Genomic DNA, 25,263 nt, shown 5'->3' with positions numbered 1-25,263 from the left:
CGCGGCCCGGGACGTCCGTCGCGTCGCCGTCCGGACGGCACCCACCCGTCGGCCGAGGTCGTGAGTCGAGGACGAAGTCGTGCGCTACGACTCGCGACTTCGTCCAGAACTCACGACCTCGGCGCCGGTTCGTGGTGGGTGAGGTCTGAGGTGTGGGAGGGGGTGTGGGAAATCGGTTGGTAGAGTCTTGACCAAATCTTCAGTGCATCGCGGGGGCTCAGGACGACGCCGGCCGCGCATGCTCGTAGCTGCCCGTGACAACGAGAACCTGACGACCTGACCCGACCGACCACCCGCCCTACAGGACGGAGCCGGACGTGCTGCTGCTGCTCGCCGTTCACCTGGCCGCAGCCGTCGTCGCGCCCCTGCTCGTCCGCGTGATGGGTCGCAAGGCGTTCTGGGTCCTGGCGCTCGCGCCGGCCTCGGCGGCCGTCTGGGCGCTGAGCTGGACGTCGCAGGTGCAGGCCGGGAACGGCCCGGTCGAGCAGGTCGACTGGATCCCCGCGCTCGGGCTGGAGCTGACGTTCCGGCTGGACACGCTGTCGTGGCTGATGACGCTCATCGTCGGCGGCGTCGGTGCCCTGGTGCTCGTCTACTGCACGGCGTACTTCAAGACGAGCGCGTCGGGCCTCGGGCGGTTCGGCGGTGTGTTCGTCGCGTTCTCCGGCGCGATGCTGGGCCTGGTCACGGCCGACGACATGCTGCTGCTGTTCGTGTTCTGGGAGCTCACGACGGTGACGTCGTACCTGCTCATCGGCCACTACAACGAGCGCAAGGCGAGCCGGCGCGCGGCCATGCAGGCCATCGTCATCACCACCGCGGGCGGGCTGGCGATGCTGGTCGGCATCGTGCTCCTGGGCGAGTCGGCGGGGACGTACCGGCTCTCCGAGGTGATCGCGAACCCGCCGCAGGGGACCCCCGCGGTGACCGTCGCGATCGTCTGCCTGCTGGCCGGCGCGGTGACCAAGTCGGCGCTGATCCCGTTCCACTTCTGGCTGCCGGCGGCGATGGCCGCACCGACCCCGGTGAGCGCGTACCTGCACGCCGCGGCGATGGTGAAGGCCGGTGTGTACCTGGTCGCGCGGTTCGCGCCGGCGTACTCGCTGGACCCGACGTGGCAGTGGATCGTCGTCGTGCTCGGCTGCGGGACCATGCTGCTCGGCGGGTACCGGGCGCTGCGGCAGCACGACCTCAAGCTCATCCTGGCGTTCGGCACGGTCAGCCAGCTGGGGCTCATCATCCTGCTGGTCGGGCTCGGCACGCGGGCGACGGCGCTGGCCGGGCTGGCGATGCTGGGCGCGCACGCGATGTTCAAGGCGGCCCTGTTCCTCGTCGTCGGTGTGGTGGACGCCGCGACCGGCACGCGGGACCTGCGGCGGCTGTCGGGCGTCGGCCGAGAGCTCAAGCTGACCGCGCTCGCGGGCGCGCTGGCCACCGCGTCGATGATCGGGCTGCCGCCGTTCGCCGGGTACGTGGCCAAGGAGGCCGGGCTCGAGGCGCTCGGGCACCTGGACGAGTCGGCCGTCGGGATGGCCGTGCTGGTCGCGGTGTCGGTGGGCTCCGTGCTGACCGTCGCGTACGGGCTCCGGCTGTGGTGGGGGGCCTTTGCGACGAAGCCGGCCGTGGTGCCCGAGTCGCTCGAGGAGTCGACCGCGCCCGGCACGTCCCTCGGCGAGGCGGCGCACGACGACGCCCGCCCGGCCGCGATCACGCACCCGTCGTTGCTGCTGGTGTGGCCGGCGATGATCCTCGCCGTGCTCGGGCTGGCGGTCGCGCTGCTGCCGCAGCTGGGCGAGCACCTGCTGCGGCCGTACGCGGACACCTATCCCGAGGGGCTGCCGGGCCACCTCGTCCTCTGGGCCGGGTTCACGCCGACGTTCGTGCTCACGCTGGCGATCCTGCTGGCCGGCGCGCTGCTGTTCGTCGTCCGCGACCGCGTCGAGCGCCTGCAGACCGCGGCGTACCACGGGCCGGAGGCGGACAAGGTCTACCGACGCTTCATGCGGCGTCTCGACGACGTCGCGGCGGACGTCACCGCGGTCACCCAGCGCGGTTCCCTGCCGCTGTACCTCGGCCTGATCCTCGTCGTCTTCGTGCTCGCCGTCGGCACGACGACGCTGGTCAGCACCACGGTCCCCAGCAGCTTCACGGTCTGGGACAACCCCGCGCAGCTGGTGTTCGCCGCCGGCACGATCGTCTCCGCGCTGCTGGTGGTCCGAGCTCGTCGCCGGCTCAAGGCCGTGATCCTGCTGGGCATCGGCGGCTACTCCGTGGCCGGCCTGTACCTGCTGCACGGCGCCCCCGACCTCGCGCTGACGCAGGTGCTGGTCGAGACCGTGACGCTCGTGGTCTTCGTGCTCGTGCTGCGGCGGCTGCCCCCGTACTTCTCCGACCGCCCGCTCGCCGCCAGCCGCTGGGTGCGCCTGGCCCTCGGGCTCGCCGTGGGACTGACGGTCGCGGGTGTCGCGCTCGTCGCCCCGGGGGCGCGCATGCACCTGCCGGTGTCCAAGGACTTCGCGGAGGAGGCGGTGCGGTTCGGCGGCGGGAAGAACATCGTCAACGTGACGCTGGTCGACATCCGCGCGTGGGACACGATGGGCGAGATCTCGGTGCTGCTGGTGGCCGCGACCGGCGTGGCGTCCCTGGTCTTCCTCTCCCGGCGGGCCGGCGCCATCTACCGGGCGCAGGACGCGCGCCAGGACCGCGCGGTGTGGGGCGGCACCGCCGACCCGATGGCCGCGCTGCGGCGCCCCGGCGGCGACGAGGCGGTGGTGGACGCGGGCGGCATCGTCGCCGATCGTGACGAGTCCGCGGTCCCGTCGAGCGCCTCACGCGGGCGGGAGTGGCTGCATGCGGGCCGGACGCTGGCGCCGCAGCGGCGGTCGGTCATCTTCGAGGTGGTCGTCCGCCTGCTGTTCCACACGATGATCGTCTACTCGGTCTACCTGCTGTTCAGCGGCCACAACGCCCCCGGCGGCGGGTTCGCGGCGGGCCTGGTCACGGGCATCGCGCTCATCGTCCGCTACCTCGCGGGCGGCCGGTACGAGCTGGGTGAGGCAGCGCCGGTGCAGCCGGGTCTGCTGCTGGGGCTCGGGCTGTTCCTCTCGGCCGGCGTCGGGCTGCTGGCGCTGCTGGCGGGCGGCGAGGTGCTGCAGTCCTGGATCCTCGACATCCACCTGCCGGTGATCGGCGACCTGCACCTGGTGACGTCGCTGTTCTTCGACATCGGCGTGTACCTCGTCGTCGTCGGCCTGGTGCTCGACATCCTGCGCAGCCTCGGCGCCGAGATCGACCGACGGGCCGAGACGGGCGAGGACCCGGTGTCCGTCGACGCCGCCGGCGGCGCCACGGACAGCGAGCGGGACGTGCCGACGCAGGTGCAGGCCGGCGCCAAGCCGTCCGGCTGGGGCGGGGGCGTGCCGTGATCGACATGAGCCCCAACATCGTCCTCGTCGTCACCATCGGCGTGCTCTTCGCGGCGGGGGTCTACCTGCTGCTCGAGCGCAGCCTGTCGCGCGTGCTCATCGGCGTCATCCTCATCGGGAACGGCGCCAACCTGCTGTTCCTCGTCGCCGGCGGTGCCGCGGGCCGGCCGCCGATCGTCGGTGTGGAGCCCGAGGGGCAGATGAGCGACCCGCTGCCGCAGGCGATGGTGCTCACGGCCATCGTCATCACGCTCGGCATGACCGCGTTCCTGCTGGCCATGGCCTACCGCTCGTGGCAGCTGCACCGGCACGACGAGGTCCAGGACGACGTCGAGGACCGCCGCATCGCCCGCCTCGCCGCGCTCGACGAGCTCGCCGTCACGGACTCCGACATGGCGGTCGCCGCGGAGACGCTGGACCAGGAGGCCGCGGAGGCGCGGGACGAGACCGACGAAGGCGCGCCGGCACGAGCCCCGGAGGTGTCGTCGTGAGCGACTTCACCTGGGTGGTCCCGCTGCCCGTCGTCATCCCGCTGTCCGCGGCCGGCCTCGCGCTCGCGCTCTACCGGCGGCCCAACCTGCAGCGGTTCGTCTCGGTGGTGGCGCTGAGCCTGGTGCTGCTGGCCAGCGTGACCTTGCTGGTCCTTGCCGACGACGGCCCGCTGGTGGTCGACGTCGGCGGCTGGGCCGCGCCCGTGGGCATCGACCTGGTGGCCGACCGGCTGTCCGCGCTCATGCTCACCATCTCGAGCGCCGTGACGCTCTGCGTCCTCCTGTACTCGCTGGCGCAGGGCAGCGAGGACGACGAGGAGTCCGCGCCCGTCTCGATCTACCACCCGACGTACCTGGTGCTGACCGCGGGCGTGGCCAACGCGTTCCTGTCGGGGGACCTGTTCAACATCTACGTCGGGTTCGAGATCCTGCTGGCCGCCAGCTACGTGCTCATCACGCTGGGCGGCACCGGCGAGCGCATCCGCGCGGGGACCATCTACATCGTCGTGGCCCTGCTCAGCTCGGTGCTGTTCCTGGTCGCGATCGCGATGATCTACGCCGCCTGCGGGACCGTGAACCTGGCGCAGCTGGCGCTCCGGCTGCCCGAGATCGACCCCGGCGTGCGGCTCGTGCTCCAGGTCCTGCTGCTCCTCGCGTTCGCGATCAAGGCGGCCATCTTCCCGCTGTCCGCCTGGCTGCCTGACTCCTACCCGACCGCCCCGGCGCCGGTCACCGCGGTGTTCGCGGGCCTGCTGACCAAGGTCGGCGTGTACGCGATCATCCGCACGCAGACGCTGCTGTTCCCCGACGGCCGGCTGGACGACGCCCTGCTCTGGGCGGCGCTGGCCACGATGGTGGTCGGCATCCTCGGCGCGGTCGCTCAGGACGACATCAAGCGACTCCTGTCGTTCACGCTGGTCAGCCACATCGGGTTCATGGTGTTCGGCGTCGCGCTCGCCACCGACCTGGGCTACACGTCCGCCATCTACTACGTCGTGCACCACATCACGGTGCAGACCGCGCTGTTCCTCGTGGTGGGCCTGGTCGAGCGCGCGGGCGGGTCCACGTCCCTGACCAAGCTGGGCGGGCTGGCCAAGCTCACGCCCGTGCTCGCGATCCTGTTCTTCGTGCCCGCCATGAACCTGGCCGGCATCCCGCCGCTGTCCGGGTTCCTCGGCAAGGTCGGGCTGCTCGAGGCCGGTGTACAAGTTGGGACACCACTGGCGTACGTGCTCGTCGTCGGCAGCGTCGTGACGTCCCTGCTCACGCTCTACGCGCTGGTCAAGGCGTGGAACAAGGCCTTCTGGCAGGTGCCCGAGACGCCCCGCCCGCCGGTCCGCCTGCCCTTCGGCATGGTCGCCCCGACCGCCGCACTCGTCGGAGTCGGCCTCCTGCTCACCGTCGCCGCGGGTCCCCTGTACGCCTACACGGAGCGCGCGGCCGTCGCGCTCACCGAGCAGACGCCCTACGTCGACGCCGTGCTGCCCGACGGCGAGCGCGGCCAGGGCGTGTCCGACGACGTCGCGGAGACGCACCCATGAGCCTGCACCCGCGCCGTCGAGCCTGGCGCACCCAGTGGGCGACGGTCGCCTGGCTGACCGTGGTCTGGGTCTTCCTGTGGGGCGACCTGTCCGTGGGCAACGTGCTCGCGGGGCTGGTCCTCGCGCTCGCCGTGACCAGCGGGCTGCGGATGGCGCCCATCGAGTTCCACGGCCGGATCCGGCCCGTGGGTCTGGTCCGGCTGTTCGTGCGGTTCGCGGCCGACCTGGTCCGCGCCTCGTTCGAGGTCAGCCTCATCGCGCTGCGGCCCCGCTACGTGCCGCGCGGCGCGGTGATCGGGGTGCAGCTGCGCAGCCACTCGGACCTCTACCTGACCATGACCGCCGAGCTGGCGACCCTGGTGCCCGGCTCGCTCGTGGTCGAGGCGCACCGCCTCACGGGGATGCTCTACCTGCACGTGCTCGACGTGCAGCAGAGCGGGGGCATCGAGGCCGCGCGGCAGTCCGTGCTGGACCAGGAGGAGCGGGTCCTGCGGGCGTTCGCCTCGGACGAGGAGCTGGCCGCGGCCGGGCTGGGGGTGCGCGCATGACCGTCGTCGTCGTGATCTGCGGGGTGCTGCTCACCCTCGGCTTCGCGCTGGCCGTGATCCGTGCGGAGAAGGGTCCGTCGATGCTCGACCGGACGATCGCGCTCGACATCGTGGTGACGACGATGATCGCGGCGGTCGCGCTCTACGCGGCCGTCAACCGCCGGACCGACGTGGTGCCCATCCTCGTGGTGCTCTCGCTGGTCGGCTTCGTGGGGTCGGTGACCATCGCTCGGTTCGCGTCCGTGGAACCCGAGGGCGAGGGGCGCGTGCGGACACGCGAGGAGATCGCAGCACAGGAGGCGGAGCGGATGGACGCCGAGGACGGCGCGGAGGAGGGTCGGCGTACGGGCCGTCGCGCAGAGAGCGACGAGCACCACGGCGGCGGAGCCGAAGGGGAGGTGCGATGACGCAGGACCAGTGGACGACGGTGGCCGACGTGGCCTCCGCGGTCTGCCTGCTGGGCGGCGCGTTCTTCGCGTTCGCCGCCGGCGTCGGCGTGCTGCGCTTCCCCGACCTGCTGGCGCGCATGCACGCCGGCACCAAGCCGCAGGTGCTCGGGCTGATCCTCGTGCTCATCGGGCTGGCTCTGCGGCTGCGGTCGGGCGGCGCCGTGTGGGCCCTGGTGCTGGTGGCCGTGTTCCAGATGCTCACCGCGCCCGTCGCGGCGCACATGGTCGGCCGCGCGGGCTACCGGACCGGGAAGGTCCGGCGGGACCTGCTGGTGGTGGACGAGCTGACCGACGACGTCGAGCGCGCGCAGGGCGACGAGAGCGAGCGCGCGCAGTCATGAGCCGGCCGGACGTCGTCGTCGTCGGCTCCGGGCCCAACGGGCTCGCGGCGGCGGTGACGCTGGCCCGCGCGGGCCTGCTCGTCGAGGTGCTCGAGGCGCAGCCGACGGTCGGCGGCGGGGCGCGCACGCTCGACCTCGGCCTGGCGGACGGGATCGTGCACGACGTCTGCTCGGCCGTGCACCCCATGGCCTGGGCGTCCCCGTTCTTCCGCGCGTTCGACCTGCCGGCCCGCGGCGTGGAGCTCCTGGTCCCCGAGGTCTCGTACGCGCACCCGCTTCCGGACGGCCGGGCGGGGATCGCCTACCGGGACCTCCAGCGGACGGTCGAGGCGCTCGGCGTCGACGGCCCGGTCTGGCGGTCGCTGGTCGGGTCGATCGACGCCGCCGACGCGGTGAAGGTCGCGCTCGGCGACAAGCGGTCGGTGCCGCTCGTCGACCCGCGGGCCGCGGCGCGGTTCGGGCTCGGGGTGCTGGAGCAGGGCACGCGCGCGTGGGACCGGCGGTTCGTCGACGACGTCGCCCCCGCACTCCTCACCGGCGTCGCCGCCCACGCCATCAGCCGCCTGCCGTCCCTCGCGGCCGCCGGGACCGCGCTCCTGCTGGCGACGCTCGGGCACGCCGAGGGCGGGTGGCCCATCCCTCGCGGGGGCTCGGGCGCCCTCACCGCGGCCCTCGTCGACGACCTGGTCGCGCACGGCGGCACCGTCCGCACCGACCACCGCGTCCGGCGCCACGGGGACCTCCCGATGGCGCACTGCTACGTCTTCGACACGACGCCGCGAGCGCTCGTCGAGGTGCTGGGGGACCGGCTTCCGCCGCGCGCGCGGGACCAGCTGTCGGCCTTCCGGTACGGCGACGCCGCGGCCAAGGTCGACTTCGTGCTCGACGGGCCGGTGCCGTGGGCCGTGCCCGAGGTCGGCTTCGCCGGGACGGTGCACGTCGGGGGGACGCGGGCCGAGATGGCGTCGTCCGAGAACGCGGTCGCGCGCGGCGAGCATGCGGAGCTACCGATGACGCTGGTCAGCGACCCGACGGTCGTGGACGGGTCCCGGTCGCACGGCGGGCGGCGCCCGCTGTGGACGTACGCGCACGTGCCCCGCGGGTCAGACGTGGACGTCACCGAGGCGGTCACGCGGCACATCGAGCGGTACGCGCCGGGTTTCCGGGACGTCGTGGTGACCTCCCGCTGCACCCCGGCCGCCCACCTCGCCGACCACAACGAGAACTACGTCGACGGCGACATCTCCGCGGGCGCCGCCACCATCGGCCAGCTGTTCGCCCGTCCGACCCGGCGGCTGGACCCCTACTTCTCGGGCCGCGCCGGCGTCTACCTGTGCTCGGCGTCGACCCCGCCCGGTCCCGGCGTGCACGGGCTCGGCGGGTGGTACGCGGCGCGGCGGGTGCTGCGCGAGTTCGGCATCTCCGGGACGCCGAACCTGAGCCCGTCGGGCTTCAGTCGGTCGGGTTGAGGTCCGGCTTCTCGTCCACCTTCGCGGTGAACCGCGCGGTGCCACGGGTGGCCAGCACCCGGGCCGCCGCGACCAGGGCGCCGGTGAGCGCGGCCGCGACGACGACCTCGGAGAGGCCGGCGTCGCCCTGGTCGTCGGCCTTCGGCGGTTTGTGGCCGGTCTTGGCCTTCCACGCCTGGTTGAGCACCTGCTGCACGACGAACGCGGCGGCGAGGGCCGCGCCCGCGCCGATGAGCTTGGCGACGATCGACTGCGTCTGCTTGTCGTCCGACATGCGGTTCCTCCACGGGTCACGGTGGCCAGTCACGACCGTAGACCCGAGAGGGCTCGTGACGCTCAGCGAGCCGATCGCAGATAGGTGAGCGCAGCGAGGACGCGCCGGTGCGCCGAGGGCTCCTCGGCCAGTCCCAGCTTGGCGAACGTCCGGGTGACGTGCGTCTCGACAGTCCGCTCGCTGACCACGAGACGCTGCGCGATGCCCCGGTTCGACAGCCCCTCGGCCAGCAGGGCGAGGACCTCCCGCTCCCGCGCGGACAGGGTCTCCAGAGGATCCTCGGGCCGGCGCCGGCCCAGCAGCATCGAGACGATCGCCGGGTCCACGACGGTCTCGCCGGCACCCAGCCGACGCAGGGCGTCGAGCAGGACGGCGGCGTCGAACACGCGCTCCTTGAGCAGGTAGCCCACACCCCCGGGTCGCTCCTGCACGAGTCGGAGGGCGTAGGTCGGCTCGACGTACTGGGACAGGACGAGGACCGCGACGGACGGGTGGCTGCGCAGGATCGCCTCGGCTGCGACGATCCCCTCGTCCGTGTAGGTCGGGGGCATCCGCATGTCGATGACGGCGGTGTCCGGCGACAGCGTCGCGACGAGAGCGAGGAGACGCTCGGCGTCGCCGGCCTGTCCGACCACGTCGGCGCCCTCTGTCGTCAGCAGGTGCACGATGCCCTCGCGCGTCAGCAGGCTGTCGTCGGCAACCACTACGCGCACGGCAGCACCGCCCGGACGCCCGCCGAGTCGGCGGCCAGCGTCCCGCCCAACGCCCCGACCCGGTCGTCGAGGCCGTCCATGTCCGGCGCCCGACAGCCCGTGACGGTCACCACGAGCTCGTCGCCGACGGAACGGACGGACACCCGAGCGCTCGCGGCCCCTGCGGCCAGCGCGCGGGCGACCACGAGGTAGGCCGTCAGCTCGACCGCGGGATCGACGCGGCGGTCCGGAACGGGGTCGAGCACCGCGCCGGACAGGTCCGCGAGCGTCCCGAGAGCCGCCGCCAGTCCCGAGTCGGCCAGGACGGCGGGGAAGACGCCATGGGCGAGCCGACGGAGGTCCTCGAGCGCACCGAGTACTTCCGCGAGCCAGTCGGCCGTCTGCTCCGTCGGCGTGGCGAGCCGCAGCGCGTAGCTCGCGGCGATGAGCCGTTGCTGGGCGCCGTCGTGGAGGTCGCGCTCGAGCTGCCTCCGGGCGGCGTCCCCGGCCGCGACGAGCCGCTGCTGCGACGCGCGCAGGTCCGTGAGCTGCGCGAGGGTCTCCGCCCGCATCCTCTCGCTGTCGATCGCCACGCGCGCGGCCGGCCCGACCAGCCGCTCGAGCTCGTCGGAGGAGGCCAGGTCCGCATCGTGCCGGATGGCCGCGACGACCTCGCCGCCGCGGGTGATCGTCGCGGTGCCGGCCCCGCCGGCGGCGAAGGGTCCGACGGCCTGACCGCCGGCGCCGACCCACCGGTGGGAGTGCGGCAGCCAGAAGCGCACCTCGACCCGGGCGTCCCCCAGCGCGCGGGAGAGCTCGTCCTGCAACGCTCCCAGGCGCGGTGCAGCACCCAGCCGGGCGGCCAGCGTGACGACATCACGACGACGGCCCGCGAGGTACAGCGCCCACAAGACGAGTCCGGCGCCGAGTGCGACGAGGACGGCCGACCTCGCCACGAGCAGCACGGTGGCCACCTCGACGGGCGGGCCGTCGACAGGCCTGGCGCCCGGGATCGCGGCCCAGACGACCTCGCCCGCGCCCGCCAGGGCCACCAGGACGAGGAGGCCCGTCCGCGGCCATGAGACGCGGCGGGCGGCGAGGGCGGCGACGACCGCCGCCAGTGCGCCGACGAGGGCCGTGAGGACCAGCAGCGCGACGCCGAGCGTGGAGGCGGGCGCCGTCGACGTCGTGGCGACGACCGCGCGCGCGTCGCACGCCGTCCGGCAGGTGGGGTCGAGGAAGGGGTTCACCACGAGGGCCCGGGCCAGCCCGACGGCACCGAGGAGCCCGTAGGCGACGACGAACCGCCCGTCGGGTCGCCCGCGCACCGCGACGGCGAGGTGCAGCAGGGCGGCGGGCAGGAGGGCGGCCAGCGTCGCCCCGACGACGCGAACGGGGGCGGGTTCGGCGGCCCAGGCGGCCCAGACCGCCGCGCACCAGGCGACGGCTGCGGCGCTCGCAGCCGAACCGACCGCGGGCTCCCGCGACGCGTCCCCCCGCACCGCGCCGCGGGAGAGCAGTGCGGCCAGCCCGCCGGCCGCGAGCGCGAGGCCGGCGGCGACCCAGGCCGCCACGACGAGGCTCGGACGTCCGATGGTGCTCACCCCGCCGGACGTCGACCACCCCGCGCGCAGCACGCCGACGGACACCACGGCCACGACGGCGGCGGCGCAGGCCAGCGCGGCCCGGCCGACGGTCGGGGTCCGCCTGGTCGCGCGGGCGGCACGGACGGTCGGCGCGGGAGCGGTCGCCACGACGCTCACGGCGTACCCGACCCGAGCGGCACCGTCAGGACCAGCCGGGTGCCCTCCCCCGGCGGCGAGGTGACGACGACGCTGCCGCCGAGCGCCTCGAGCCGGTCGGCGACGCCCGCGAGCCCGCCACCCCCGCGCACCCGTGCGCCGCCGACGCCGTCGTCGCGCACCTCGATCGAGAGGATCTCGCCGTCGACGCGCGCGACCAGGTGGACCACGTGGGCGCGAGCATGCTTCGCCACGTTCGCGAGCGCCTCGGCGCACGTGAGGTAGACGGCCGAGCGCGGCGCGTCGCCCAGGCGGACGTCCGGTGCGTCGACGACGACGGGGGTCGGGCCGACGCCCGCGAGCTCGTCGAGGAGCTCGGGCAACGTCCCGGCCGACGCGCGCGGGGACAACCCGCGGGTGAGCGCGTTCAGGTCCTCGAGCGTGCGGCGCAGGTGCTCGGCCGCCGCCGCGAGATGCGGGTCGCCGTGGGCGGGCAGCGCGTCCAGCACGGCGGCGATCCGTGCGCCGCTGCCGCTCTCGATCTCGGCGCGCACGGTGGCGCGCTCCCGCGCGGAGGTCGTGACCAGTCGCGCCCGCGACCGCTCCACGGCGCGGACGTGAGCGCGTGCCGCCGATTGCAGGGCGACGTTGCTGCTGGTCAGGCGCGTGGCGGAGTCGATCGCGGTCAGCAGCGCGGGCTCGTCCAGCAGGGCGACGTCGTGCTCGACCAGCGCGACCGGCCGGCCGGCCGCCACGACCGTGGTGCGTGCGCGCCCCGGGGGCGGTGCTCCGTCGGCGACGACCCTGCCGTCCGCGTCGACGTACCCGTCGCGCTCCCAGAAGCCGACCACGAGGTCCGGGTCGCGCAGCGCGTTCCGTAGCGCGTCCTCGAGCACGCCCGAGCGGACCTCACCCAGCTCGACGACCAGGTCGGTGGCCCGCTGCGCGCGGGCGGGGAGCAGCGCGCCCGCGACGGCGACCGCGGCTGCCACCAGGACCGCGTCGTACGTGAGCAGCACCGCCAACCCGGATCGCGGCAGCACCGACACGGCGAGCACCAGCGCGGCAAGGGCCCACATGACCGCGAGCGCGACACCCGTCCGCAGGGCCACGGTCCGCACGTGCCGGCGCCGACCGTGCGTGCCCGACCGTTCGACGGCGAGCGCGGCGACGACCGCGGCCGCGAGCGCCATCGACACCCAGGGGGCGCTGGTGAATGCCGACGCGTACGCCGCGAGCACGACGACGCGACCGGTGCGCGTCCGGGGCAGGAGACCGGGCATCGCCAGCAGGAGGTGCACCAGTACCGCGCGGTGCCAGAGCGCCGCGGCCGGCTCGACATCGGCGAGGAACCAGGTCACGGCGACGGCCGCCGCCAGGGCAGCGGACGACCGGGCCCGCGGGACCACGACCGCGGCCGTCGCGGCCCATGCCGCACCGACCAGGAGGTCGGGCGCAGCCTCGGCCAGGGGGAGGCCGCGCGCCGGCAGCAGCCCGAGCGCGATCCCGAGCGTGCCGCCGACGAGCGCCCGCCCCGCAGTGCTCACCACGCCTCCAGCAGCTGCCGCAGGGCCGAGCCGCTGAGCTCCGACTTCGGCAGGAAGGCGATCGCGGTCGAGGCCGCGAGCCGGGGCCGGACCTCCGCGACCGAGAGGCTGGACACGAGGACCACCTGGGGTGGCGGCACGAGCAGGTCGAGGCGGGCGGCCGCCTCGAAGCCGCTGATGTCCGGCAGCCGCACGTCCAGCAGCACCACGGCGGGGTGCAGGAGCGCGGCAAGAGCGACCGCCGCCGCGCCGGTCGCCGCTCGGCCGACGACGTCGAAGCCCTCCGCGGCGAGCAGTGTGCAGGCGGCGTCGAGGAACGCCGCGTGGTCGTCGACGACGAGGACTGTGCGCCTCACGCGATCTTCGTGAACGGGCCACCCCCGAAGATCGCCGCGATGAGGACGTCGGAGCCGTGACCCGTGAGGACGTCGGTGAAGGTCATCTGGTCGCCGTCGAGGTGCCAGCCCGCGCTGAACAAGACCTTGCCGGCCGCCTCCCCGCAGTCCGGCCCGGTGGGTCCGCTGGTCACCGTGAGCCGGCCGCCGGTCGTCGTGTAGGTCGTCCCTGGGCATCCCGGGTCGACCAGGACCCCGTCCTTCAGGGTGAGCGACCAGACGGCCGCGTGGTGGCGGGCCGTCACCTCGTCGACGCCTGCCGCGAGCAGGGCGTCGAGCGTGACGTCCCGTCGGTACGTGCCCTCGGGAAAGGTCGCCGGCACGCTCGGCGGGCCGCTCGGGTCCGGGGTCGCGAGCGGGACCGGTGCACCGCACGCCTGCACCGCGCCGGTCGGGGCCGGGGTGGTCCGGTCGATCGCCCGGATGCGGTCGATGAGGTCGCTCGTGGCCGGGTCCTTGGCCAGCCGGTCGGTGACCGGCGCGGTCGCCCGTCTTAGCGCGTCGACCGCCGCCGGGCCCGCGAGGATCACCCGCGTCCCCGGCACGGAGCTGCACAGCTCTCGCGCCTGGTTGGCATCGGACGCCAGGGTCTCGACGGCCCATGCGGTGGTCGCGGCGGCCGCGGCGCGAAGAGCGGTCCGCTGGTCGGGTGCCAGGCGGCCGAGAGCCTCGGTGCCGATCACCAGGGACAGCACGCTCGGGTACGGGATGACGTCACCCAGGACGACGAGGTCGGGCGTTCCCTCGTGCAGCGTCGAGAGGAGGGACTCGGCGGCATCGATCTCGCCGGACGCCAGCTGCAGCCCGAACGCCGGACCGTTCGTGTCGACGGGGGTCGCGCCGAGCGCACGGAACATCGACCAGGTCACCTCGGAGTGCGGGGTGCGCACCGTGGCGCCGGCATAGTCGCCGGGACCGAGAGGGACGTCGCCGACGCCGAAGACGTGCCGCATCCCCCCGGGCACCAGCGCGAGCCCCTGCACCCCCGACCCGTCCAGCCCGTCGAGCATCGAGGCGGCAACGTCGCTCGTGGTCACCGCGTCGAGCAGGGCGTCGTCGGTGATGAGGAACGGGGCGTACAGGGCCTGGAACGACGTGATGCCGAGAACGTCCCAGGCCCGGGCCGGCACCACCGCCAGGTCGAGGTCGCCGTCGATGACCTGCTGGGCGAGCAGCTGGTCGAAGTCGTGCGGAGCGTCGCGGCCCACGTCGTCCACCGGCACCAGCCGGACCCCGCCGTCGGTGGCGTCCGCGACCTGTCGTGCCAGCTCGCGCGACACCTCGGTCGGGAACCGGCCGGTCGGGTCGGCGGCCCCGATGCGCAGGGTGACGACGGGTCGGACGCCACCGGCCTTCGACACCGGGACCGCGGTGCACGCGGCGAGCGCGAGGCAAGCCACGAGGGCCAGCCCGACGACGCGGACCTTCCTCACCGGGACCTCCTCGCGCGGGCCGGCGGACGGTGGCGACCGTCGCACCCCCATCGTGGCCCGGCCGAGGTCCTGCGGACCGGCCCCATCAGGAGGTCTTCGTGAACGGCTGGCCGCCGATCAGGGCGGCGATCAGCACCTGGAACCCGTGCCCCGAGCGGACGTCGGTGAAGGTCATCTGGTCGCCGTCGAGCGACCAGCCCGAGCTGAACAGCACCTTGCCCGCCGCCGCCCCGCAGTCCGGACCCGACGGACCCATCGTGACCGTCAGGCGGCCGGCGTCGGTCGTGTACGTGCCGCCCGGGCAGCCGGGGTCCACGACGGCGCCGTCCTCGAGCGCCAGCGCCCAATGACCGGCGTGCCCGACGGCGGTGGCGCGGTCCACACCGTGGTGCGTGAGGAACTGCTGGGTGACGTCGAGCTCGTACACGCCGTCGGGGAACTCCTCCGGCACGTTCGCGCTCCGGCTCGTGGCGGTCGAGGTCACCCCACCGCACGCCTGGACGGGGTCGGGAGGGGCGTCGACGTCGGCGGCGAGTGCCTGGACCTTCTCGACCCGGCCGGCCTGCGCGCGGATCTCGCCGAGGAGTGCGGCCGTGCCCGCGTCCTGCGCGAGGGCGTCGTAGACCGGCTGCGCCGCCGCGCGCAGCGCGGCGACGGCGTCGTCCCCGACGTTCACGACCGCCATGCCGGGCAGGGCGCAGAACAGCGCAGCCGCGTCCGCGTCGCTGGTCCGGTGGGCGATCGTCGTGTCGCGCGTGCCGGTCGCCGCGCGCCGGAGCGCGTCCTGCTGGTCGGCGTCGAGGCCGCCGAACAGGTCCGTGCGCACCGCGATCGCGAGCGCGTACGGGGAGGGCACCACGTCGCCCAGCGCGGTCGCGGGCAGCGCCAGGTTCGGGGCCAGGGCGAAGGTGGAGTCGGCGGCGCGGATCGAGCCGTCGAGGATGCTCTGCGTCAGCAGGTCGCCGTTCGGGTCCGACGGGACCGCGCCCAGGCTCCGGTAGAACGCGTAGGTCGTCTCGGAGTGCGGCGCGCGGACCGTCAGCCCGGAGAAGTCCTCCGGGGCGACCGGCGCGTCGCCGAACACGAACAGGTGGCGCAGACCCAGCGGCACCAGTGCGAGACCGGTGAGGTCGAGGCCGTCGAGGCCGGCCAGCAGGTCGTCCGCGGTGCCCGAGGTGGCGACGGCGTCGAGGAGCGGTTCCGTCGTGACCAGCATCGGCGCCTGGAGGGCGTCCAGGGAGTGCATGCCGAGCACGTCGAACGCCCGGGCGGGAACCACGGCGACGTCGACCGTTCCGTCCTGCAGGGCTCGGACGAGCGACTGGTCCCAGTCGGAGTCCGTCACGGCGACCTCGTACGACACCTCCGCGGTCAGTGACCCGCCCGACAGGTCCTCGACCTGCCGCGCCAGCTCGTCGACGACGTCGGCGGCCGGACGGCCCTGCGGCTCGCCGGTCCCGATGCGCAGCCGGACCGACGAACCCGAGCTCGAGGCCGGGGCTGCCGACGGTTCCGGTGCCCCCGCGTCGGTGCATCCCGCGACCAGCAGGGCGAGCGCGGCGGCGAGGATGGCGGCGCTCCTGAGCTTCGTGTCCATGAGCCCGACGCTAGGCAGGGCGGACCCGCCGACCATCCGTGCTGGTACCCGTCCTCGAGCGTGCAGCCGGGTCGTCGCGGCGGGCGTAGGATCACGGCGAACGACAGGGGAGCGTCGGACCCACGGGTCTGGACGCTGAGAGTGCGGACCACCGCAGACCCTCGAACCTGATCCGGTTGATACCGGCGTAGGGAGTCGGGCTTCTCAGTCCTCGCCGTCGGCCCTCTGGTCGGCGCGCGTGGACCCCCTCCTTTCCGACCAAGGAGGAGCATCACCCATGGCGAGGATCCACTCGCTCACCATCGGCACCGTCGGCCTCGTCGTCGCCCTCGCGGGCTGCTCGGCCATCGGTCCCGACGAACCCGGCCCCAGCTCGTCGGCCGGCACCGTCACGCTGGTCACGCACGACTCGTTCGCGCTGTCCGACGGCGTCCTGGCCGACTTCGAGAAGCAGACCGGCCTGACGGTCGAGGTCGTGCAGCCGGGCGACGGCGGCACGCTGGCCAACCAGCTGGTGCTGACCAAGGACGCGCCGCTGGGCGACCTCACGTTCGGCGTCGACAACACGTTCGCGTCGCGCGTGGTGGACGAGGGCGTCGTCGCGCCCACCACCACGAAGGACGCCTTCGAGGGCGCGCTCGTCCCGATCGACTACGGCGACGTCTGCATCAACGTCGACCACGCCTGGTTCGCGGCGCGCGGCATCGCCGAGCCCGTGACCCTCGAGGACCTCACGAAGCCCGAGTACAAGGACCTGCTCGTCGTGCCCAACGCGGTCACGTCGTCGCCGGGCCTGGCGTTCTTGCTGGCCACCGTCGGCGCGTTCGGCGAGGACGGCTGGCAGGCCTACTGGACCGCGCTGAAGGCCAACGGCCTCAAGGTGGCGGAGGGCTGGTCCGACGCCTACTACACGGACTTCTCGGGCGGCGGCGCCGACGGACCGCGCCCGATCGTGCTGTCCTACGCGTCGTCCCCGCCGTACACCGTGCCCGAGGGCGGCACCGAGCCGACCACGGGCGCGCTGCTGGATACGTGCTTCCGGCAGACGGAGTACGCCGGCGTGCTGGCGGGCGCGGCGAACCCGACCGGCGCGCAGAAGCTGCTCGACTTCCTGCTCTCCGACGAGGTCCAGGACGACATCCCCGTGTCCATGTACATGTACCCGGCGAGCTCGACGGCCACGCTGCCCGACGACTGGGCGGCCTTCGCCCCGCTGGCGACCGACCCGTTCGAGGTCGCTCCCGACGACATCACGAAGAACCGCGAGGCGTGGCTGACCGAGTGGTCGGACACGGTGATCGGCTGACCATGACCGCCACGACGCTCGCCCGACCCGACGCCCCGCCTGCGGTGGCGTCCGGTCGGGCGCGCGTCGTCGCGTTCTGGTCGCTGGCCGTCGCGGTCCCGCTGCTCTTCCTCGGGCTGTTCTTCGCGTGGCCCGTGGCCGTGATGATCTCGAAGGGGTTCGTCGTCGACGGGCACCTGGACCTCAGCGGGTTCGCGGACGTGTTCTCGCGGCCCCGGACCTGGCGCATCGTCGGGTTGACGATCGCCCAGGCGACGTTGGGGACCCTGCTGTCGGTCGCGCTCGGGGTGCCCGGCGCGTACGCGCTCTACCGGCACTCGTTCCGGGGTCGGTCCGCCGTGCGGGCCCTGGTCACGGTGCCGTTCGTGCTGCCGACGGTGGTGGTGGGCGTCGCGTTCCGGTCGTTGCTGGTCAGCGGCGGGCCGCTGGAGTTCCTGCACCTCGACGGCACCTTCGCGGCGATCGTCGCGGCGCTGGTGTTCTTCAACTACGCGGTCGTCGTGCGCGCGGTCGGCGGCCTGTGGGAGCGGCTGGACCCGCGGGCGGAGCAGGCGGCGAGGGCGCTCGGCGCGTCGCCGTGGAAGGCGTTCCGGACGGTCACGCTGCCGGCGCTGACCCCGGCGATCGCGTCGGCCGCGTCGCTCGCCTTCCTCTTCTGCGCGACCGCGTTCGGCACGGTGCTCGTGCTCGGCGGCCTGCGCTTCGGCACCATCGAGACCGAGATCTGGGTGCAGACGACGCAGTTCCTCGACCTGCGGGCGGCGGCCGTGCTGTCCGTGGTGCAGCTCGTGGTCGTCGCGGGGGCCCTGCTCGTGGCGGGCCGGGCGCGGTCTCGTCGCGAGCGGGCGCTGGCTCTGTCCGTGCCCGAGTCGTCGGTGCGCCCGCTGCGCCTGCGCCGGCCGGCGGGGATGCCGCCCGGCGACGGGCACGCGCTCACCCTCGTCGCGACCGCCGTCACGGCGGTGGTGGTGCTGCTCCTCGCGCTACCGCTGGCCAACCTGCTGGTCCGGTCGCTGCACACGCGCGACGGGATCGGGCTGGGCAACTACACGGCGCTGGGCACCACGGGCGGCGCGCTGACCGTGACCGTCTGGCAGGCGACCCTCAACTCGCTGCGGGTCGCGCTCGACGCCACCGTGATCGCGCTGGTCGTCGGCGGGCTCGTGGCCCTTGTGGTGTCGCGACGACCCCGCCGACCGGTCGGGCGGCGCGCGGTCGCCGGGCTCGACGCGCTGTTCATGCTGCCGCTCGGGGTGTCCGCGGTGACCGTCGGGTTCGGGTTCCTGCTCTCGATGCACCACCCGTTCGGGCTGCCGGTCGACCTGCGGACCAGCCCGCTGCTGGTGCCGATCGCGCAGGCCGTCGTCGCCGTGCCGCTCGTCGTGCGGACCGTGCTGCCCGTCCTGCGGGCCATCGACCCGCGCCTGCGCGAGGCGGCCGCGACCCTCGGCGCCGGCCCCGGCCGCGTGCTGCGGACCGTGGACCTGTCGATCGCCACGCGCTCCCTGGGGCTGGCGGTCGGGTTCGCGTTCGCCGCGTCGCTGGGGGAGTTCGGCGCCACGTCCTTCCTCGCCCGGCCCGACCGGCCCACGCTGCCCGTCGTGATCTTCCGGCTGATCGGCCGGCCCGGGCTCGACTCGTACGGCATGGCGCTCGCCGCGTCCGTGGTCCTCGCGGTGCTCACCGCGGGGATCGTCGCGGCCTGCGAACGACTTCGCGCCCCCGGCGCCGGAGGTGAGTGGTGAACGGTCTGTCCCTGCGTGACGTCGTCGTGCGCTACGGCCCGTCGGTGGCCGTCGACGGCGTCTCGCTCGACGTCGCCCCCGGGTCGGTCGTCGCGCTGCTCGGGCCGTCCGGGTGCGGGAAGTCGTCGCTGCTGCGGGCGGTCGCCGGCCTGGAGCCGCTGGCCGCCGGGACGGTCTCGTGGGACGGCGTCCCGCTCACCGACGTGCCTGTGCACCGGCGCGGGTTCGGGCTGATGTTCCAGGACGGGCAGCTGTTCGCGCACCGGACCGTCGGCGGGAACGTCGCCTACGGGCTGCCGGCCCGGTCGCCGGCCCGGGTGGCGTCGCTGCTCGAGCTGGTCGGTCTCGCGGGCTACGAGGACCGCGCGGTCGCGACGCTGTCCGGCGGCGAGCGGCAGCGCGTCGCCCTGGCCCGCGCGCTCGGCCCCGCGCCGCGGCTCCTGCTGCTCGACGAGCCCCTGTCCGCCCTCGACCGTGCCCTGCGCGAGCGCCTCGCCGTCGACCTGCGCGCGGCCCTCGTCGCCACCGGCACCACCGCCGTGTTCGTCACGCACGACCAGGACGAGGCCTTCGCGGTGGCCGACCGCGTCGCCGTGATGTCCGCCGGGCGCCTGCTGCAGGTCGACGAGCCCGCCGCCCTGTGGTCCCGGCCGGTCACCCGCGAGGTCGCGGCGTTCCTCGGCTACGAGGCGTTCGTGCCGCTCGACAGCCCGGCCGCAGCGCCGCTGCGGGAGGCGCTCGACCTCGTTCCGACCCAGGCCACGTTGGCTCTGGCCGAAGGGGCGTTCGTCGTCGGGCGCGCGGGCGTCGCCAAGGGCACGGTCCGAGGGGTCTCCTCGCGGCGCGGGCGGTCGGAGGTCCGCGTCGAGGTCGACGGGATCGGGGTCGTCACCGCGCTCGGGCCGGTGGGCGGCCGGTGGTCCGTCGGCGACGTGGTGGTCCTCGGGGTCGAGGCCGACGCGCTCGCGGTGCTGCCGGTCGAGTGATCGCGCGCGCGGCCCGGCCGGGCTACCGTCAGAAGGTCCGGTGAGCGGGTCGAGTACCGAGGTGATGGCGATGACGCTGGAGCTCCGACAGATCGTGTCGATCGACATCGCGGCTCCGCTGGGCACCGTGTGGAAGCACGTCCGCGAGCCGGAGCTGGTGCACCGGTGGTTCGGCTGGGACTACGACGGGCTCAAGGCCGAGATCCAGCAGATCTTCGTCGACGGACCCACCGAGCGGCAGGACGTCGTCGGCGACGAGACCATCCACGAGCTCCACTGGCCGCACCACGACACCCTCACGCTGCGCTCCGCCGTGCACGAGCCGAACCACACGCACCTGACCATCACGCGTCGCAGCCACGAGGGCACCTCGTCGTTCGACGGCATCCGCGACGAGGTCGACGAGGGCTGGGTCGCGTTCGCCCACCAGCTGCGGTTCGCGGTCACGGTGCACCCCGACCAGGAGCGCCGGACCCTGAGCAGCTTCGGGCTGCCCGCCGGGGAGCGCGACGACCGCCTGCTCGACCGCGCGGGGCTCGTCGGCGTCCGCGGGGTGCCCGTCGGCGGTCACGTGCAGGCCCGCCGGCCCGACGGCACCCTTCTCGGCGGCACGCTCGACTACCTCACGCCGCTGCAGATCGGGCTGCGGCTGCACGGGATCTCCGAGATGTACCTGGTGCTCATGGAGACGCCCGCGGCCCACACCCCGCCGCACGGCACGGTCGACGCGATCCTGTCGACGTACGGCCTGGACGACGTGACGTTCGGTCAGGTGCAGGAGCGGTGGGGCCGGTGGTGGCAGCAGGCGCTCCCGCACGACGCCCGCGTCAGCTCAGCTTGAGCTGCCACTCCCCGGCGCCGCCCGCCGGCCGGAAGCCTAGGGCCACGTTGATCGCGAGCATGTAGGAGTTCTCCTCGGCGTTCCACGTGCCGATGCGCCGGACTGACGGCCGCTCGGCGGCGAGACGCTGCAGGTTCGCCGTCTTGACCAGCATGCCGAGGCGCTTGCCGCGGTGCTCCTTGAGCACGAGCGTGTCGTGCTGGTGCACGAACTCGTCGGTGTTCGGCACCGCCATGAACGCCGTGAACGCGGCGAGCGTGTGTGTCGGCAGGTGCTCGGCCGCCAGCACCAGCAGCTCGATCCCGCGCTCCTCGAACTGCTTCTCGGTGACGCGGATGCGCTCCGCGTCCCAGAGGTCCTCCTGCAGGTCGAGGCCGCCCAGCGGGGCGTCGGTGCTCATCCGCGTGTTGAGCAGCGCGAACTGGTCCACCCACTCCTCCGGGGCCGAGCCGCGCCAGGTCACGATGCCGTAGTCGGGCCCGGCCGTCGCCTCGGCCTGCGCGCGGTGGTCCGCGACGAACGCGGGGTCGAACGGCAGGTCGAACTGCGAGTAGCGGGCTACCTGCTCGAGCACGAAGCCGCGCTCGAGCGCGAACCGGGTGCCGGCGTCGGCCGTCGAGACCCGTCCCGAGCCGGTCGTCGCGGCCAGGGTGTCGGGGCCCTCGGGCGGCTCGGCCCGCTGGTCCGTCGACATCGTCAGGTTGGTGCGGCCGTCCGCGCGGACCAGCGCCTCCGCGGCGTCGTAGAGGGCCGTCCCGATGCCCTGACCGCGGAACGCCGGCCGGACGCCGAAGTCCAGGTGGGCGGTGTGCGTGTTGTCCTGCAGCGGCATGTTCACCATGGCGTACCCGAGGACTCGGTCGGGGTCCGGGGCGTCGTCGTCGTCCCGCACGGCCACCAGCCGAGGCTTGCGGTCGTAGCGCTGGTCGTGCATCGACCCGAGGACCTCCTGCGCGGTGCGCTCGAAGTCCCGGTTGCCCCACGCCGCGAACAGGACCTCGTTGAGCGCGCCCGTGTATCCGTGCAGCAACCACGCTTCGGGGGCGTCGGCGGTCTCGTAGACCGGTACCTCACGGATCGACCACGTCGTCATGCCGTCCACCATCCGCCTGTCGGGCCCGCGTGGCGAACGCTTTTCGTCGGCGTCGCTAGTCTCACCAGATGGTATGGCTGGAGATCGTCGGTTGGGCCGGCTCGCTGCTGGTCATCGTCTCGCTCACGCAGGCACGGGTGCTGCGCTTCCGGGTGCTGAACCTGGCCGGGGCCGTGATAGCCACGGTCTACAACACGATCGTCGGCATCTGGCCGTTCGCCGTGATGAACGGTGTCATCGCCGTGATCGACGTCTACTGGCTGATCCGGCTCCTGCGCGAGCGGCACGACGAGCAGGTCTACGGCGTCCTCGAGGTGCCCGCCGACGACGCCGTCCTGCACCACCTCCTCGACGCCCACGCCGCGGACATCGCCCGGTTCCACCCCGCGTTCCTCGTCGACGACCCCGCGCCGTCCGCGTCGTTCGTCGTCGTGCGCGGCGACGAGCTGGTCGGCGCCGTCGTCGTCCGCTCCGCCGGCTCCGGGGTGGGCCGCGTCGACCTCGACTACGTGACCCCGCGCTACCGGGACTTCACGCCCGGCGAGTTCGTCTACCAGGACAGCGGGGTCTTCGCCGCCCACGGGTTCCGACGGCTGGTGGTGGGCGGGGCGCCCGCCACCGAGTCCCGCGCCTACCTCGCACGCGTCGGCTTCCACCAGACCGCCGACGGCTGGGAGCGCGAGGTCCCCGCCGCCGCGTGACAACCCGCGTGCCACCGCCTTGAGCCACCGCGCGCTGGCGGCCCTCCGGTCCCGCGCCTGGGTGGCGCGCGCTGGGGATCCGCACGTCCGCTAGCATGAGTTCGGACGACCGAACTTCTCCGAGGTGGGCGATGGCGACGAGCGCGACGGACAGCGAGGTCCGACCCGCGCTGCCGCCCTCCCGCCGTCGTCGCGCCCCGCTCCTGCTCGGTCCCGCGTTCGTCGCGGCCATCGCGTACGTCGACCCGGGCAACGTCGCCGCCAACCTCACCGCGGGCGCGCGCTACGGCTACCTCCTGCTCTGGGTGCTGGTCGTCGCCAACGCCATGGCGGTGCTCGTCCAGTACCAGTCGGCGAAGCTCGGGCTGGTCACCGGGGAGTCGCTGCCGGGCGTGCTCGGCCGGCGGATGCGGCGCGGACCTCGGCTGGCGTTCTGGGTGCAGGCCGAGCTGGTCGCGGCGGCCACCGACATCGCGGAGGTCGTCGGCGGTGCCATCGCCCTGCAGCTGCTGTTCGGGGTGCCGCTGCCGATCGGCGGGCTGATCGTCGGCGTCATCTCGATCCTGCTGCTCGCCACGCAGAACCGGTACGGTCAGCGGCGGTTCGAGTACGTGATCGTCGCCCTGCTCGCCGTCATCACCGTCGGGTTCCTGGCCGGCCTGTTCGTGTCGCCGCCGTCCGCCGCCGGGATCCTGTCCGGGCTCGTCCCGCACTTCGACGGCACCGACTCCGTCCTGCTCGCCGCGTCGATGCTGGGCGCCACCGTCATGCCGCACGCGATCTACGTGCACTCCGCGCTGGTCCGGGACCGGCACGGTCAGGCGTCCGGCGCCTCCCTCACCAGGCTCCTGCGCGCGACCCGGTGGGACGTCGGGTCCGCGCTGGTGGTCGCCGGCATCGTCAACATCGGCCTGCTCCTGCTCGCGGCGTCCGGCCTGCGCGGCGTCGCCGGCACCGACTCGATCCCCGGCGCCTACGACGCGATAGTCGCCGCGCTGGGCATCGGCATCGGCATCGCGTTCGCCGTCGGCCTCCTCGCCTCGGGCCTCGCCTCCACCTCCGTCGGCGCCTACGCCGGCGCCACGATCATGGAAGGTCTGATCCACCGCCGGGTCCCCCTGCTCGTCCGCCGCGCGGTCACCCTCATCCCCGCCATCCTCCTGCTGGCCCTCGGTGCCGACGCCACCTGGACCCTCGTCCTCTCGCAGGTGGTCCTGAGCTTCGGCATCCCGTTCGCCGTCATCCCCCTGGTCCGCCTGACCCGCTCCCGCGCCGTCATGGGCGACCAGCGCAACGGGCCCTGGCTCCACGCCACCCTCCTGCTGGTGGTCACCCTGGTGGTCGCCCTCAACCTGACCCTCCTGATCCTCCTGCTAGCGGGCTGACGGCGACCCTCCGCGCTCGCGGTAGCTCGGTCGACGCTTGCGCCGTCGCGAAGTCGTGAGTTCGGGACGAAGTCGTGGGTCGCAACGCACGACCTCGTCCCAAACTCACGACCTCGCGGGCCGGGGCGTCATGAGCTCGCGCCGCGGGCGGAGGCTGGCGGCGGTCTGCGGCGGCGCCAATCGCAAGATTCGCTGGGTGAGCGCCTCACCGGCGAGGTCTTCCCTGGTGACCCGGAGGACGCGGTGGCCGGTCTCGACGACGGCGTCGTGGCGACGCTTCTCGAGCATGAACCGTTCCGTGTCGCGCTCCCGGTACTTGGTCCGCCCGTCGTACTCGAGAACGAGCTTCCACTCCTCCCATCCGAGATCGGCCCAGAACGTCCCGATGCGCGTCTCGACCGGGATCTGTGTCCGTGGGACGACGAACCCGGCTCGAAGGACGGCGAACCGTGTTGCGGTCTCGCCGGGCGACTCGGCTCCATCGTCAGCCAGCGCGACGATGGCTCGGGCCCGAGAGCTGCCGCGGCGACCCGTCCGCCCGGCGATCAGGTCGTTGATGGCCGCGCGGTCGGCCCCGACACGCAGCGCGGCGTCGGCGACGACGAGGCCCTGGAGCGGAGGCAGCGTGCCGGCGCAGTCGACGAGCGTGCGTTCGAGCGAGGTCACGGGTATCCCGTTCAGGACCGTGCAGTCGAGGGGGAGCAATTGGCCGACATGGTGGGTGACCAACGGGTCGGCGTTCGCGCTCGCCCGATGCTCGCGGAGCAGGTGCGTCGTGCTCGGCACCTTCCACAACGGAAGGCCCCACAGCATGGCCGCGGACTCGTGGCTGAACCAGTGCGGCGCCTGCTGGCGACGGTGGATGCCGGCGATCCGAGCGAGTGCCACGGCACGGCTCCACTCGGGCGTACCGGCGCGCTCGTCCGCCGCCGGTAGGTAGATCCCGCGGCCGATCCGTGTCCATCGACCTGATCGGTGAAGCTGCCGGACCAGCTCCTGCGGGTAGTCGCGAGCATGACGGACCGCCAAGGGTCGCGGCGGCATCGGCGGGGTCATCTCCCCAGGTCGCCTAGGCATTCCGCAACTGTCCGCGGTAGGTGCCGACCTCGCGGGCCGCCAACGTCGGGTGGGCGACGTGCTGCTCGCCGGCGTGGGCTGTGGGCGGATCGCGCTCGTCGGCGAAGTCGTGAGTCTCGGACGAAGTCGTGAGTTGCACCGCACGACTTCATCCCGAACTCACGACCTGGGACGCGGCGGGCGGC

The 25,263-nt window shown here is 73.8% G+C and carries 22 protein-coding genes and 1 riboswitch; of the genes, 13 read left to right on the top strand and 9 right to left on the bottom strand.

Annotated features, from left to right (window positions below; translation table 11 throughout):
- Positions 1-317 precede the first annotated feature (317 nt).
- The 7 genes from AC1DT4_RS04925 to AC1DT4_RS04895 are packed head-to-tail and all read left to right on the top strand — an operon-like array spanning position 318 to position 8,264.
- Positions 318-3,425, top strand: coding sequence for a Na+/H+ antiporter subunit A (locus AC1DT4_RS04925; RefSeq protein WP_477088651.1), 3,108 nt, complete (start codon positions 318-320; stop codon positions 3,423-3,425).
- Positions 3,426-3,430: 5 nt separating this feature from the next.
- Positions 3,431-3,916 carry a Na(+)/H(+) antiporter subunit C gene (locus AC1DT4_RS04920; protein ID WP_477088650.1) on the top strand — a complete coding sequence of 162 codons (486 nt, stop codon included), beginning with the start codon at positions 3,431-3,433 and terminating at the stop codon, positions 3,914-3,916.
- Complete coding sequence (locus tag AC1DT4_RS04915) at positions 3,913-5,457, top strand: Na+/H+ antiporter subunit D (RefSeq protein WP_477088649.1); 1,545 nt, start codon at positions 3,913-3,915, stop codon at positions 5,455-5,457. Before AC1DT4_RS04920 ends, AC1DT4_RS04915 begins: the two co-directional genes overlap by 4 nt.
- Complete coding sequence (locus tag AC1DT4_RS04910; protein WP_477088648.1) at positions 5,454-6,005, top strand: Na+/H+ antiporter subunit E; 552 nt, start codon at positions 5,454-5,456, stop codon at positions 6,003-6,005. Before AC1DT4_RS04915 ends, AC1DT4_RS04910 begins: the two co-directional genes overlap by 4 nt.
- On the top strand, positions 6,002-6,412 hold the full coding sequence (locus AC1DT4_RS04905) for an MrpF/PhaF family protein (RefSeq protein ID WP_477088647.1): 411 nt from the start codon (positions 6,002-6,004) through the stop codon (positions 6,410-6,412). The genes AC1DT4_RS04910 and AC1DT4_RS04905 overlap by 4 nt, the downstream gene beginning before the upstream one ends.
- Complete coding sequence (mnhG, locus tag AC1DT4_RS04900; RefSeq protein ID WP_477088646.1) at positions 6,409-6,795, top strand: monovalent cation/H(+) antiporter subunit G; 387 nt, start codon at positions 6,409-6,411, stop codon at positions 6,793-6,795. The genes AC1DT4_RS04905 and mnhG overlap by 4 nt, the downstream gene beginning before the upstream one ends.
- On the top strand, positions 6,792-8,264 hold the full coding sequence (locus AC1DT4_RS04895; protein WP_477088645.1) for a phytoene desaturase family protein: 1,473 nt from the start codon (positions 6,792-6,794) through the stop codon (positions 8,262-8,264). Before mnhG ends, AC1DT4_RS04895 begins: the two co-directional genes overlap by 4 nt.
- Here the strand turns inward: AC1DT4_RS04895 and AC1DT4_RS04890 are convergent.
- The 7 genes from AC1DT4_RS04890 to AC1DT4_RS04860 form a co-directional block, all read right to left on the bottom strand.
- On the bottom strand, positions 8,248-8,538 hold the full coding sequence (locus AC1DT4_RS04890; RefSeq protein ID WP_477088644.1) for a DUF4235 domain-containing protein: 291 nt from the start codon (positions 8,536-8,538) through the stop codon (positions 8,248-8,250). The genes AC1DT4_RS04895 and AC1DT4_RS04890 overlap by 17 nt on opposite strands.
- A 62-nt stretch (positions 8,539-8,600) precedes the next feature.
- Positions 8,601-9,251: a response regulator transcription factor gene (locus AC1DT4_RS04885; RefSeq protein ID WP_477088643.1), complete on the bottom strand. Its 651-nt coding sequence runs from the start codon at positions 9,249-9,251 to the stop codon at positions 8,601-8,603.
- Positions 9,242-10,993 carry a hypothetical protein gene (locus AC1DT4_RS04880; RefSeq protein WP_477088642.1) on the bottom strand — a complete coding sequence of 584 codons (1,752 nt, stop codon included), beginning with the start codon at positions 10,991-10,993 and terminating at the stop codon, positions 9,242-9,244. Before AC1DT4_RS04880 ends, AC1DT4_RS04885 begins: the two co-directional genes overlap by 10 nt.
- Positions 10,990-12,519 (bottom strand): sensor histidine kinase, encoded by a 1,530-nt coding sequence (locus AC1DT4_RS04875; RefSeq protein ID WP_477088641.1) that lies wholly within the window; start codon positions 12,517-12,519, stop codon positions 10,990-10,992. The genes AC1DT4_RS04880 and AC1DT4_RS04875 overlap by 4 nt, the downstream gene beginning before the upstream one ends.
- The gene (locus AC1DT4_RS04870) at positions 12,516-12,875 is read right to left on the bottom strand and encodes a response regulator (RefSeq protein WP_477088640.1); all 360 of its coding nucleotides are present in this window, start codon (positions 12,873-12,875) and stop codon (positions 12,516-12,518) included. The genes AC1DT4_RS04875 and AC1DT4_RS04870 overlap by 4 nt, the downstream gene beginning before the upstream one ends.
- The gene (gene dctP / locus AC1DT4_RS04865) at positions 12,872-14,347 is read right to left on the bottom strand and encodes a TRAP transporter substrate-binding protein DctP (protein ID WP_477088639.1); all 1,476 of its coding nucleotides are present in this window, start codon (positions 14,345-14,347) and stop codon (positions 12,872-12,874) included. Before dctP ends, AC1DT4_RS04870 begins: the two co-directional genes overlap by 4 nt.
- Before the next feature lie 85 nt (positions 14,348-14,432).
- On the bottom strand, positions 14,433-15,944 hold the full coding sequence (locus AC1DT4_RS04860; protein WP_477088638.1) for a TRAP transporter substrate-binding protein: 1,512 nt from the start codon (positions 15,942-15,944) through the stop codon (positions 14,433-14,435).
- Between the two features lie 95 nt (positions 15,945-16,039).
- Positions 16,040-16,155, top strand: a riboswitch (TPP riboswitch).
- Positions 16,156-16,221: 66 nt separating this feature from the next.
- Between AC1DT4_RS04860 and AC1DT4_RS04855 the strand changes: the two genes are divergently transcribed.
- The 4 genes from AC1DT4_RS04855 (at position 16,222) to AC1DT4_RS04840 (ending at position 20,822) form a co-directional block, all read left to right on the top strand.
- Positions 16,222-17,250, top strand: coding sequence for a thiamine ABC transporter substrate-binding protein (locus AC1DT4_RS04855; protein WP_477088637.1), 1,029 nt, complete (start codon positions 16,222-16,224; stop codon positions 17,248-17,250).
- A gap of 2 nt (positions 17,251-17,252) precedes the next feature.
- Complete coding sequence (locus tag AC1DT4_RS04850; RefSeq protein WP_477088636.1) at positions 17,253-18,995, top strand: ABC transporter permease; 1,743 nt, start codon at positions 17,253-17,255, stop codon at positions 18,993-18,995.
- Positions 18,989-19,981, top strand: coding sequence for an ABC transporter ATP-binding protein (locus AC1DT4_RS04845; RefSeq protein WP_477088635.1), 993 nt, complete (start codon positions 18,989-18,991; stop codon positions 19,979-19,981). Before AC1DT4_RS04850 ends, AC1DT4_RS04845 begins: the two co-directional genes overlap by 7 nt.
- 70 nt (positions 19,982-20,051) lie before the next feature.
- Entirely contained in the window at positions 20,052-20,822 is a 771-nt protein-coding gene (locus AC1DT4_RS04840) for a hypothetical protein (protein ID WP_477088634.1), read from the top strand.
- Here AC1DT4_RS04840 and AC1DT4_RS04835 read toward each other — a convergent pair.
- Complete coding sequence (locus AC1DT4_RS04835; protein ID WP_477088633.1) at positions 20,809-21,915, bottom strand: GNAT family N-acetyltransferase; 1,107 nt, start codon at positions 21,913-21,915, stop codon at positions 20,809-20,811. The two genes, AC1DT4_RS04840 and AC1DT4_RS04835, sit on opposite strands and share 14 nt — an antisense overlap.
- A gap of 68 nt (positions 21,916-21,983) precedes the next feature.
- On the opposite strand from AC1DT4_RS04835, the gene AC1DT4_RS04830 reads away from it, so the two are divergent.
- Both AC1DT4_RS04830 and AC1DT4_RS04825 read left to right on the top strand, forming a co-directional pair.
- Positions 21,984-22,616 carry a hypothetical protein gene (locus AC1DT4_RS04830; RefSeq protein ID WP_477088632.1) on the top strand — a complete coding sequence of 211 codons (633 nt, stop codon included), beginning with the start codon at positions 21,984-21,986 and terminating at the stop codon, positions 22,614-22,616.
- Between the two features lie 131 nt (positions 22,617-22,747).
- Positions 22,748-24,001 carry an Nramp family divalent metal transporter gene (locus tag AC1DT4_RS04825; protein ID WP_477088631.1) on the top strand — a complete coding sequence of 418 codons (1,254 nt, stop codon included), beginning with the start codon at positions 22,748-22,750 and terminating at the stop codon, positions 23,999-24,001.
- Between the two features lie 105 nt (positions 24,002-24,106).
- Here AC1DT4_RS04825 and AC1DT4_RS04820 read toward each other — a convergent pair whose 3' ends face one another.
- The gene (locus AC1DT4_RS04820; protein WP_477088630.1) at positions 24,107-24,889 is read right to left on the bottom strand and encodes a hypothetical protein; all 783 of its coding nucleotides are present in this window, start codon (positions 24,887-24,889) and stop codon (positions 24,107-24,109) included.
- Positions 24,890-25,263: the final 374 nt, after the last annotated feature.

The organism is Cellulomonas sp. P4_D11, from assembly GCF_056401915.1.
The sequence above is the reverse complement of the archived record's forward strand: the minus strand, read 5'-3'. Positions and strand labels throughout refer to the sequence as shown.